The sequence below is a fragment of the Nocardioides sp. genome, from assembly GCF_050699375.1.
GTDB lineage: Bacteria > Actinomycetota > Actinomycetes > Propionibacteriales > Nocardioidaceae > Nocardioides.
In genome coordinates this window covers 1-11409 of record NZ_JBOHDN010000157.1, presented here as the reverse complement: position 1 = coordinate 11409, position 11409 = coordinate 1, and the positions used below count along the sequence as shown (strand labels likewise).

General features: G+C 67.1%; 9 protein-coding genes and 1 pseudogene. 7 read left to right on the top strand and 3 right to left on the bottom strand.

Annotated elements, in window-relative coordinates; all coding sequences use genetic code 11:
• Positions 1 to 188 precede the first annotated feature (188 nt).
• From ACRDPS_RS11590 to ACRDPS_RS11580, 3 genes are all read right to left on the bottom strand, one after another.
• Positions 189 to 989 (bottom strand): ABC transporter permease subunit, encoded by an 801-nt coding sequence (locus ACRDPS_RS11590; protein WP_431501788.1) that lies wholly within the window; start codon positions 987 to 989, stop codon positions 189 to 191.
• Complete coding sequence (locus ACRDPS_RS11585) at positions 989 to 1714, bottom strand: ABC transporter ATP-binding protein (RefSeq protein ID WP_431501787.1); 726 nt, start codon at positions 1712 to 1714, stop codon at positions 989 to 991. Before ACRDPS_RS11585 ends, ACRDPS_RS11590 begins: the two co-directional genes overlap by 1 nt.
• Before the next feature lie 99 nt (positions 1715 to 1813).
• Positions 1814 to 3181, bottom strand: coding sequence for an LCP family protein (locus tag ACRDPS_RS11580; protein WP_431501786.1), 1368 nt, complete (start codon positions 3179 to 3181; stop codon positions 1814 to 1816).
• Between the two features lie 162 nt (positions 3182 to 3343).
• Here ACRDPS_RS11580 and ACRDPS_RS11575 point away from each other — a divergent pair, with 162 nt between their 5' ends.
• The 7 genes and pseudogenes from ACRDPS_RS11575 to ACRDPS_RS11545 all read left to right on the top strand — a co-directional run.
• Complete coding sequence (locus ACRDPS_RS11575) at positions 3344 to 4858, top strand: LCP family protein (RefSeq protein ID WP_431501785.1); 1515 nt, start codon at positions 3344 to 3346, stop codon at positions 4856 to 4858.
• A gap of 155 nt (positions 4859 to 5013) precedes the next feature.
• Complete coding sequence (locus ACRDPS_RS11570; protein WP_431501784.1) at positions 5014 to 5988, top strand: ATP-binding protein; 975 nt, start codon at positions 5014 to 5016, stop codon at positions 5986 to 5988.
• Between the two features lie 92 nt (positions 5989 to 6080).
• Positions 6081 to 7031 carry a glycosyltransferase family 2 protein gene (locus ACRDPS_RS11565; RefSeq protein WP_431501783.1) on the top strand — a complete coding sequence of 317 codons (951 nt, stop codon included), beginning with the start codon at positions 6081 to 6083 and terminating at the stop codon, positions 7029 to 7031.
• A complete protein-coding gene (locus tag ACRDPS_RS11560) occupies positions 7028 to 7945 on the top strand; it encodes a glycosyltransferase (protein WP_431501782.1) in 918 nt (305 codons plus the stop codon). The genes ACRDPS_RS11565 and ACRDPS_RS11560 overlap by 4 nt, the downstream gene beginning before the upstream one ends.
• 36 nt (positions 7946 to 7981) lie before the next feature.
• On the top strand, positions 7982 to 9175 hold the full coding sequence (gene glf / locus ACRDPS_RS11555; RefSeq protein ID WP_431501781.1) for a UDP-galactopyranose mutase: 1194 nt from the start codon (positions 7982 to 7984) through the stop codon (positions 9173 to 9175).
• Positions 9172 to 11193 (top strand): glycosyltransferase, encoded by a 2022-nt coding sequence (locus ACRDPS_RS11550; RefSeq protein ID WP_431501780.1) that lies wholly within the window; start codon positions 9172 to 9174, stop codon positions 11191 to 11193. The genes glf and ACRDPS_RS11550 overlap by 4 nt, the downstream gene beginning before the upstream one ends.
• Positions 11177 to 11409: pseudogene (locus ACRDPS_RS11545) on the top strand (ABC transporter permease); the annotation flags it as partial. The gene ACRDPS_RS11550 and the pseudogene ACRDPS_RS11545, both read left to right, overlap by 17 nt.

Below are 11409 nucleotides of genomic sequence, written 5' to 3'. Positions count from 1 at the left end.
TCCATCTCGTGGCGGGGACCGTGAAGGCCTCTCTGAGGACCGCCTTCGGTCGTCTCGGCGTACTCAACCGGGTGCAGGCAGCGGTCCACGCCCACGTGGCCGGGCTCGTGGGCGAGGACTGAGACGTTCCTGTGCGGGACGTTCCTGTGCGGGACGTTCCGGTTCGGGACGTTCCTGTTCGGGACGGGTCAGGCGTCGCGGCGGCGGAACACCGCATAGCCCGCGAGGAGCGCGACCCCGGACCAGGCCGCGAAGAGCCCGAGCCCGCCGTTGTGCCCGTAGGGAAGCCCGTCGCCGAGCCCGAAGAGGGTGGCGATCCCGATGCCGAGATACTCCGTGCCCGCCGTCCCCGGCAGGTAGTAGGAGAGATCGGTCATCAGGTCCATCCCGCTCATCATCAGCACCATGGGCAGCAGGAAGAGCGCCAGGAAGGCCACGACCAGCGCACCAGCGGTGCTGCGCAGCGCCAGGGCCAGGCCGATCGCGAGCGCGACGACGACCGCCATGTAGACGCTGACCTTGCCCGCCACGACGGCCACCGAGGAGACGTCGAAGACGCCGTAGTCCCCCGCGGTGAGGTAGCCGAGCCCCGCGCCCAGGACGGCCAGGAGCGCTCCGGAGACCAGTGCGACGACCTCCACGACGACCAGCTTCGCCGCCAGCACCCGACCACGCCGGGGCTCGCACTGCAGGGTCGTACGCATGCTGCCGGAGGCGTACTCCGAGGTCACCGTGAGCAGGGCCAGCGCGATCAGCGCGAACTGGGTGAACAGCAGCCCCGCGGTGGCGACGTCCTCGGCGTGCAGCAGCTGGTCGTCGTGGGACATGTTCGGGTTGGGGTTGGCGGCGTCGAAGCCCAGCGGCACCGAGTAGAGCGCCATCAGGAAGACCGCTCCGATCAGACACCACCAGGTCGAGCGGACCGACCACAGCTTGGTCCATTCCGAGGAGATCGAGGCCCAGAATGCGGCCCAGAACGAGGTCAACATCAGGCCACCTCCGTCCCGGCGAACTCCACACTGTCGGACGTCAGGCGGAAGTACGCCTCCTCGAGCGACCCGTGCCCGGCGACGAACGAGGCCATCGGAGAGTCAGCGAGCAGCCGCCCGCGGCCCATCACGACCAGATGGTCGGCGGTCTGCTGCATCTCGCTCATCAGGTGGCTGGAGACGAAGACCGTGCGCCCCTCCGCGGCGAGCGACCTCAGCAGCTTCCGGATCCACATCACCCCGTCCGGGTCGAGCCCGTTGACCGGCTCGTCGAAGAGCATCACCCGGGGGTCGCCCAGGAGCACCCCGGCGATCCCGAGCCGCTGGCTCATGCCGAGCGAGAGCGACCCCGCCCGCCTCCGCGCCACGCCGGCGAGGCCGACGCGCTCGAGCACCTCGTCGACCCGCGCCACCGGGATCGAGTTGCTCCGCGCCATCGCCACCAGATGCGTACGCACCCGGCGACCGGGGTGCACCGCCTTCGCGTCCAGCAGGGCACCGACCTCTCGGAGCGGACGCTCCAACGAGGCGTACGGACGACCGTCGATCCTGGCGGTCCCGGACGTCGGCCGGTCCAGGCCGAGGATCATCCGCATCGTGGTGGACTTGCCGGCGCCGTTGGGGCCGAGGAAGCCGGTGACCCGGCCGGGCTCTATCTGCAGGGTGAGATCGTCGACAGCGGTGGTCGCGCCGTATCTCTTGGTCAGGTGGTCCAAAGTGATCATGCGTCGAAACTAGGGACGTACGCAGCCCGGCACACTGCACGAAAAGCAGCCGTCCCTACCGACGAAAGTCAGTAGGGACGGCGGTGGCCGGTTCGAGGATCAGCCGGTGACGCTCTTCGGGAGGCCGGTAGGCGTACAGATGTCGGCCGGCATCTGGTCGACGGTGTCCTCCTTGATATGGCCGAACATCGTCAACGCGTCTTCCTTGTTCCACTGGGTCGAAACATCGACGATCGGAACGCCGCACGTCATCGCGGAACCGCCGGCGAGCGCCTTGAACGCCCAGGCGAACTGCACGCCGCCGATGACGCTCATGCCCTCGCCGACCTTGAGCCCCTCGGCGCTCTTGCCCATCTCGGCGAGCTTGAACGGGTTGAGCACCGTGGCCGGGTTGGTCATCTTCTTGCCGATGCCGGAGATGACCTCGGTCTGGTTGACGCCGCGGGCCAGGTCGCCGGTGCTCTCCACGTGACGCGAGCGGGCGTAGGCAAGAGCCGTGGCCCCGTCGGCATCCTGGCAGCCCTTCTTGACGTTCAGGCCGGCCAGCGGGTCCTTCATGTCCTGCTTGGGGCAGATCTCGACGCCGCCGACACCGTCGACCAGCCGTGCGAGACCGCCCATACCGATCTCGACGTAGCCGTCGATACGTACGCCGGTGTTCTGCTCGATCGTCTGGGTGAGCAGCTCCGGGCCGCCGAACGCGAAGGCCGCGTTGATCTTGGTATTGCCGTGACCGGGGATGTCCACCGGGGAGTCACGCGGGATTGTGACCACGATGGTCTTGCCGGCACCGGTGTGCAGCAGCTTGATGGTGTCGGTGCGGCTCCCTGAGGCGTCGCCGGTGTGCAGCTTCTTCTTCTCCGCCTTGGTCAGGCCCTCGCGGGAGTCGCTGGCGACGATGAGGTACGTCTTTCCGGGCTGGTCGGCGGGGCGCTCGCCGGCGGTCGGCTCGTAGGGAACCTTGTCGACCTTGTTCCAGGCACTGATGCCGATCCAGGCGATCGCGCCGACCAGGATCAGCACCGGGATCATCAAGATGGCGACGAACCGGCGGAACGGGTGCCGTTTCTTGGGCCTGGGCTGGCGGCCCCCGCGACCACCACCCCGACCGTCTCGGCCGCCATAGCCGTCGCCCGGACCCCCATGGCCCCCGGTGCCGCCACCGTATTCGCTCGGCTGGCTCCAGCCGCCCTGTTGGCCATAACCCTGTTGGCCGTAGCCCTGCTGCCCGTAGCCCTGGTCATAGCCGGGCGTCGGCGCGATCTGCCCGGGTTGCGGCAGCGGGCGGTCGTAGCCACCCCGCTGCGGTGCCGGGGGAGGCGAGCCGGCCGGCGGGCGCTGGGCCGTCGGCATGACGTTGGTCTGCTCCGGCCCGTTGGGCGGAGCAGACTGGCCGCGGCCGTACGCCCACCCGTACTGCTGCGACCGGGGGTCGTTGGGGTTGCCGGGGTTGCGGGGGTTTGGCATGCGCTCAAACGTACCGTGCCGCGCCGGTAGAGTTAGACGGCGCGTCGTACCGTCGTGTTACTGGTGTGACTAGTGATACTGGCGGGGCAACCCATTTACCTGGTAACCCCCCTCGCCCGGTAAAACCTGCCCGGTAAAGACGAACTGCCCGAGGGACCTGTCATGGCTGATCAGAACTACCGGCCCCAGCGTACGGCCGCCGAGCGCGCTTCCCGCGTGCGCTTCCGCCGTGCCATGGCGCTGCTGCTGATCACCTTGCTCCTGCCGGGCTCGGCACAGCTCGTCGCGGGCAACCGCCGCGTCGGCCGGATCGCGATCTGGACCGTCATCGGTCTCGCGGTCACCGCCGGCCTGGTCTTCGGGATCTCCCTGCTGTGGCACGGCCTGATCTTCCGGCTGGGCACGACGCCGTGGCTGCTCGGCTTCTTCCGCATCGCGCTGATCGCCGGCGCCCTCGCCTGGGCGGCGCTCTTCGTGGACGCCTGGCGCCTGGGCCGCCCGCTCGAGCTCGACCTCAAGCAGCGGCGCATCGTGGTCGCGATCAACGGCGCGCTGGCCTTCTCCGTGGCCGCGACCATGATCTTCGGTGCCCACCTGGTCGGTGTGCACAAGGGCATGGTCGAGACGATCTTCGCCGGGGCCGAGGCCGCCGAGGCCCACAACGGCCGCTTCAACGTCCTGCTCGCCGGCGCCGACGGCGACAGCGGAAAGACCCGCTGGGGCCTGCGCCCCGACTCGCTCACGGTCGCCTCCATCGACGCCGTCACGGGACGTACGGTGCTCATCGGCCTGCCTCGAAACATGCAGAACTTCACCTTCGACGACGGCTCCCCGATGGACGAGGAGTTCCCGCGCGGCTTCGACTGTGACGGCTGCTACCTCAACGGGGTGAGCACCTGGGCCGGGGAGCACAAGGACCTCTACAAGGACGAGAAGGACCCCGGCATGGCGGCGACCGTCGACGCCGTCGAGGGCATCACCGACCTGCAGATCAGCTACTACGCGATGGTCGACCTCAACGGCTTCGAGAAGATCGTCGACGCCATCGGCGGGGTCACCCTGAACGTACGTCAGCCGATCCCGGTCGGCATCCCCTCCGACAAGTTCTACACCCACATCGAGCCCGGCAAGAAGAAGCTCGACGGCTGGGAGACGCTCTGGTACGCCCGAGCCCGCCACGACTCCGACGACTACTCCCGGATGGCCCGCCAGAAGTGTGTGATGAGCGCGATCCTGCAGCAGACCAGCCCCGCAGACGTCGTACGTCACTACCAGGACGTCGCGAAGGCGACCGGCGCCACGATCACCACCACGGTGCCGCCGAGCGAGATCGAGAGGTTCTCGGCGCTCGCCCTGAAGGCGAAGTCGCAGAAGGTCTCCACGCTCTCGCTGGTGCCGCCGCTGGTGAGCACGGCCGACCCGGACATGTCGGACATCCACGCCGAGGTGCGCAAGGCCGTGAAGAAGGCCACCCCGAAGAAGGAGGAGGTCTTCGAGTCGCCCGGCAACGAGGGGGACGATGGCGAGACCAAGGCACCCGCCACCAAGAACGACGACGTCAAGACCAAGCCCGCCGGTGACTCCGGCGACGGTGGTCCCGTCACCGGCGGCGCCCTGGGCTCACGCAACAAGGGCTACCAGGCCAACGAGACCGACGACCTCGCATCAGCGTGCTGAACCGTCGTCGGTCGAGCCGTGAGGTTCAGCGAGCGTGTCGAGACCGACGCATTGGTCTGTGAATCAGTTCATCGGTCTGCTACAGCGTTTCTACGGATTGCGGACAGCGTTCCTGCGAGTTGAGGCCAGCGTTCCTGCGAGTTCGGGTACGGTTGATGCGTGACAGGGCTGATCAGAAGGAATGCGGAGCCGGTCGCTTCATCCTCACAGGATCGTCCTCGCTGCTACGGGTGCGAGGGCTTGCTGACAGCTTGGCCGGCAGGGTCGGCCGCCTACCGCTCTATGGTCTGAGCGAAGGCGAGGTACGCGCCGCGCCAGCCGACTTCGCGGCACGCGCGGTGACGATAGACGACACACTCGATGCTTGGCGACCAGTCGAGTGCGACTATGCAGAGCTGCTGGCTCGCGGAGGTTACCCGGAGGTGGTCAGCCTGCCCGACCGGATGCGCAGACGATGGTTCGATGGATATCTGACTGGGGTCGTCCGCCGTGACCTGAGCGAGCTGCGCAAGGAGGTTCGACCCGCGCGGGTCGAGTCGTTGTTGCGCGCGATCGCCGGCGCTCAGTCAGGGGAACTGGTCAAGTCCAAGCTCGCCGACGTCACAGCGGTTCCGGCATCGACGATCACCTCCTATCTGGATCTACTTGCCGATGTAGGTCTGGTGGCTACGGTCCCTCCGTGGACGCCTAACTTGCGCAAACGCGAGGTCGGCCGCCCCAAGATGCTTGTCCTCGATTCCGGGCTTGCGCTCCATCTCACTCGATTGACGAAGGAGCAGTTGGACGAGCTGGCCTACCGTGAGGCGTACGGGGCAATGCTTGAAGGGCTGGTCGTCGCCGAGCTGATGCGACAGCGCACCTGGACCGGTGAAGAGTTCGACCTCTATCACTTCCGTGACCGGAACGGCTTGGAGGTGGATGCCGTCATGGAGCTTGCCGGGGGGCGGGTCGTCGGGATCGAGGTCAAGGCAGCCACCTCGTTCCGCGGGTCGCAGTTCGATGGCCTTCGTTCTTTGCGTGATGCGGTTGGCGACCGTTTCGTGGCCGGGATCGTCCTCAACACAGGATCGGAAAGCTATCGATTCTCCGATCGGCTCTACGGGTTGCCGATTGCGAGTCTGTGGACCTGACGCCGTTCGCTGTGTTGAACAACGCGTTAACGAGGCGTCACACGGACTCGCTGATTCCCGGGAACCCCCGAGGTCGCGGCTAGTCTGGATCCGTGCCAGGGAGCAATCGTGTCGCCGCCGTCGTGGTGACCTTCAACCGTCTCGAGCTGCTGCAGCGACTGCTGGAGCGGCTCGACGTGGTCGACGGCCTCGACGAGGTGATCGTCATCGACAACGCCTCCACGGACGGTACGTCGCAGTGGCTGGCCGAGCTGGACGGTGCCGAAGGGGTCTCGACAGGCTCGACGGCCGGACGGGCGGTGCCGGTGGTCGCGCACACCCTGGAGCGCAACAGCGGCGGCGCCGGCGGCTTCCACGACGGCCTGGAGCTGGCGGTCGAGCGCGGCGCCGACCTGGTCTGGCTGATGGACGACGACGGCCTGCCCGACGCCGACTGCCTGGCCCTCCTGCTCAAGCAGAGCGACCTGGACTTCTGGGGGCCGCTCGTAGTCGATGAGCGCGACCCCGGCCGCCTCGTCTTCCCGATCCGGCTCCCGGGCCGCTCGAAGGTCGTGCACCAGCTCGCTGATGTCGAGGCGGCCGCCACAGACGGCCTGATCCGGGACATCGTGATCCCGTTCAACGGCGTCCTGGTCACCCGCGACCTCGTCGAGAAGATCGGCTACCCCCGCGCGGAGTTCTTCATCTGGGGCGACGACCACGAATACCGGCTGCGGGCCGAGCAGGCCGGGGCCCGGATCGCGACCGTCGTCGGTGCGCAGGTGCGCCACCCGGCGGTCGGAGACCTCGGCACTCCGATGGCGTGGGGGCGGGCGACGTACAACCACACGCCCAGCGACCTGAAGCACTACTGCATGGCGCGCAACAACCTGCTCAACCTGCGCGACTACCGAGGCTGGCCCTTCGCTTTGGCTTTCGTGGCGAAGACTCTATGGTTCTACCTGCTCACCAAGCCCGAGCCGAAGCGGATCCGGCTCTCCGCGCAGGCCTGGTGGGCGGCCATCCGGGGGGACTTCAGTGGACACGAGAGGTTCCTTCGTTGAGCACCACCCGTGAGACGGTCGCGATCGTCGTCGTCACCTACAACCGCGCCGACATGCTGCGCGGGCTGCTCGACGGGCTCACCAAGCTCGACCAGCCCGCTGACGCTGTGATCGTGGTCAACAACGCCTCGACCGACCACACCAGCCAGGTCCTCGCCGAGGCGATCACACCCAACCTCCAGGTCATCGACAGCCCCGAGAACCTCGGCGGAGCCGGCGGTTTCCACCTCGGCACCAAGGCCGCGGTCTCGCAGGGCTGGGACCGCCTCTACCTGATCGACGACGACGTCGTCCCGGCCCACGACTGCCTCGAGGTGCTGCTCGCCCAGGACGAGGACTGCCTCTTCTCCGTGCGCGAGGACCGCAACGGCAACCTGATCGAGCTGGCCGCGCTCAAGTTCGACCTGCGCAACCCGCTCGCGATCAAGCCGAAGACCGCCTCGGTCATGGACACCTACCCGACCCGCGAGGCCATGCCCGAGCGGGTGCCGGTGGAGAACGTCGCCTTCGAGGGCTTCATGATCCGCCGCACCGTCCTGGAGGAGATCGGGCTGCCCGACCCCTCCTACTTCATCTTCTACGACGACGTGGACCTCGCCATCCGCGCCCGTCGCGCCGGCCGCACGATCTGGGCCGTACGTGACGCGGTGCTCGTCCGGCAGCTCGACTTCAGCCAGCAGCACGACCTGGCCGGCTGGAAGGGCTTCTACATGTACCGCAACCTGTTCGTCGTCCACCTCCGCTACGGCGAGAACGTCCTCGTACGTCTCAAGCCCTGGCTCATCACCGCGGCTGTGGTCCTCCTCAGCCCGCTTCGAGGCGGCAAGCACGAGGCCGTCAACGTGATCAAGGCCCTGCGCGCAGCGCGGGGCATGCGAACGCTGCCCAACTCAACACCCTCAACCTCCTCCTGACCGCCCCCCACCAACAGAGACCTAGACTGAGCGATCGTGTCCTTCCCTGAAACCACTCCCGACCTCGTCATCGTCGGCTCCGGCCTCTTCGGCCTGACCATTGCCGAGCGTGCCGCCTCCGAGCTGGACAAGAAGGTGCTCATCATCGAGCGCCGTTCCCACGTCGGTGGCAACGCCTACTCCGAGTTCGACGAGGAGACCGGCATCGAGGTGCACAAGTACGGCACCCACCTCTTCCACACCTCCAACGAGAAGGTGTGGGACTACGTACGGAAGTTCACCGACTTCACCAACTACCAGCACCGGGTGTTCGGGAAGTACCAGGGGCAGGTCTACTCCCTGCCGATGAACCTTGCGCTGATCAACACCTTCTTCGGGAAGTCGCACACCCCCGACGAGGCCCGCGCGCTGATCGCGGAGCAGTCCGCCGAGTTCAGCACCGAGGACGCCAAGAACCTCGAGGAGAAGGCGATCTCCCTGATCGGGCGCCCCCTCTACGAGGCGTTCATCAAGGGCTACACCGCCAAGCAGTGGGAGAAGGACCCGACCGAGCTCAGCCCGGACATCATCACCCGGCTGCCGGTCCGCTACACGTTCGACAACCGCTACTTCAACGACAAGTACGAAGGTCTCCCGGTCGACGGCTACACCGCCTGGCTGGAGCGGATGGCCGACCACCCCAACATCGAGGTCAAGCTCGACACCGACTTCTTCTCCGTGGTCGACGACTACAAGGGCAAGGTCCCGATCGTCTACACCGGCCCGGTCGACGAATACTTCGACTTCTCCGCCGGCAAGCTCTCCTGGCGCACCGTGGACCTCGAGTCCGAGACCCTCGACGTCGACGACTACCAGGGCACCGGCGTGGTCAACGCCAACGACCCCGAGGTCCCGTTCACTCGTGAGCTGGAGTTCAAGCACCTCCACCCCGAGCGCGCCGACCGCTACAAGCCCGGTAAGACCATCGTCGTGAAGGAGTACAGCCGGTTCGCCCAGGAGGGTGACGAGCCGTACTACCCGATCAACACCGCCGACAACCGCGAGAAGATCCTGGTCTACCGCGACCTGGCCAAGAAGGAGCCGATGGTGCTCTTCGGTGGCCGCCTCGGCACGTACAAGTACCTGGACATGCACATGGCGATCGCGTCCGCGCTCACCATGTTCGAGAACAAGCTCCGTCCCCACTTCGAGGACGGCACCCCCCTCACTTCCGGAGGCGTTGACGAGTGACCACCCGACTTCTGCAGCGGCAGATCCTGCCCCTGGACCGTGACACCGACGTACTCCCGCTCTACGTCGACAACCAGGCCGCGATCCTGGACGCCGACAAGTACGAGGTCGGCTCGGACAAGTCCGCCCAGGCGCTGAACAACGCCCAGATCCGTCAGTCGATCAACGACGGCACCGAGGTCCACCCCGACCAGCTCGAGTCGCGTACGGCACTGCGGGTCATCCAGGGTGAGCGGCTCTCGCTCGGCACCTACTTCAACGCCTTCCCGGCCAGCTACTGGCGCCGGCACACCGTCGTCGACGACGTGAAGCTGACCGTCACGCTGAAGGGCCGCGGTGCGAGCGTCATCGTCTACAAGTCGATGGCCAACGGCCGTTCCCAGCGCGTGGACGCCGCGACCACGGAGACCGACGCTGTCGGTGGCACGGGCACCTTCTCCTTCGACCTGCCGCTGAAGCCGTTCGTCGACGGCGGCTGGTACTGGTACGACGTCGTCGCCTCCGACGAGGACGCCGTCGTCACCTCCGCCGAGTGGACCGCCGAGGTCCCCGAGGACCGTGCCCAGCACGGCACCGTGGACATCTGCGTCACCACGATGAACAAGCCCGACTTCGCCTCGAAGCTGCTCGCCCAGATGGGCGAGGACGAGGAGCTGCGGCCCTACCTCGACACCGTCTTCCTGATGGAGCAGGGCACCAAGAAGGTCGTCGACGACCCTGAGTTCCCTGCGGCGGAGAAGGCGCTCGGCGACCTGCTGAGGGTGCTGGAGCAGGGCAACCTCGGTGGCTCCGGCGGTTACGCGCGTGGACAGCTCGAGTCGGTGCGCAAGGGCACCGCGACGTACGCCCTGATGATGGACGACGACGTCGTCTGCGAGCCCGAGGGCATCATCCGCGCGGTCACCTTCGGTGACCTCGCGAAGCGGCCGACGATCGTCGGCGGCCACATGTTCTCCCTCTTCGCCAAGTCCCGCCTGCACACCTTCGGCGAGATCGTCCAGCCGTGGCGGTTCTGGTGGGAGTCGGCTCCAGGCGTCGTCGGCGACTGGGACTTCGGCGCCCGCAACCTGCGCTCGACCCGCTGGCTGCACAAGCGCGTGGACGTGGACTTCAACGGCTGGTTCATGTGCCTGATCCCGCGCAAGGTGATCGAGGAGATCGGGCTCTCGCTGCCGGTCTTCATCAAGTGGGACGACTCCGAGTACGGCCTGCGCGCCAAGGAGGCGGGCTTCCCGACCGTGTCCTTCCCTGGCGCTGCCGTGTGGCACGTCCCGTGGACCGACAAGAACGACGCCCTCGACTGGCAGTCCTACTTCCACCAGCGCAACCGCTTCGTGGCGGCGCTGCTGCACTCGATCTATGACGACGGTGGCCGCATGGTCCGGGAGTCGTTCTCCCACCAGGTCAAGCACCTGGTCTCGATGCAGTACTCCACCGTCAAGCTGCGCCACCAGGCGCTGCTGGACGTGCTCGCCGGCCCGGAGAGGCTCCACGAGACCCTCGCGACCCAGCTCCCGGCCGTACGTGAGATGGCCAAGGAGTTCCCGGACGCGCAGCTCGAGGCCGACCGCGACGAGTTCCCGCCCGTACGCCGCCACAAGCCGCCGCGCAAGGGCAAGGCCGACACCGAGGTGCCGACCGGCCGCGAGGTGAAGATCGCCGCGCTCAAGGCGCCGATCCGTCAGATCCTGAAGCCGCGCAAGCTCTCCGAGGAGTTCCCCGAGGCCGAGCTCGCAGCGATGGACAACCAGTGGTATCGGATCACCAAGTACGACAGCGCCATCGTGTCGATGAACGACCAGCAGGGCGCTGCCTTCTACCGCCGCGACAAGAAGCTCTTCAACCAGATGATGCGGGACACCATCAAGGTGCACCGCCAGCTCAAGCGTCGCTGGCCCGAGCTGGCCGCGGAGTACCGCTCCAAGCTCCCCGAGTTCACCTCGCCGGAGGCCTGGGAGAAGACCTTCGAGCCGTGGCTGGCTACTGAGGAGAAGGAGACCGATGGCAACCGGAGTTGACGAACGTCCCGTACGCGTCGTCGACGCGCCGCTGGCGCCGCCGGCGGAGAACCTCGGGCTGCTGTCGGTCTTCAAGCGCCGCTATCTCCTCAAGCTGCTCGTGCAGCGGGAGATCAGCGGTCGCTACTCGAACTCGATCCTCGGCGTCTTCTGGTCCTACATCAACCCGCTGACGCAGTTCTGCGTCTACTGGCTGTTCATGGGCAAGATCATGGG

Coding starts and splice junctions, on each gene's coding strand:
- ACRDPS_RS11590 (WP_431501788.1), bottom strand. CDS start 989: ATGTTGACCTCGTTCTGGGCCGCATTCTGGGCCTCGATCTCCTCGGAA.
- ACRDPS_RS11585 (WP_431501787.1), bottom strand. CDS start 1,714: ATGATCACTTTGGACCACCTGACCAAGAGATACGGCGCGACCACCGCT.
- ACRDPS_RS11580 (WP_431501786.1), bottom strand. CDS start 3,181: ATGCCAAACCCCCGCAACCCCGGCAACCCCAACGACCCCCGGTCGCAG.
- ACRDPS_RS11575 (WP_431501785.1), top strand. CDS start 3,344: ATGGCTGATCAGAACTACCGGCCCCAGCGTACGGCCGCCGAGCGCGCT.
- ACRDPS_RS11570 (WP_431501784.1), top strand. CDS start 5,014: ATGCGTGACAGGGCTGATCAGAAGGAATGCGGAGCCGGTCGCTTCATC.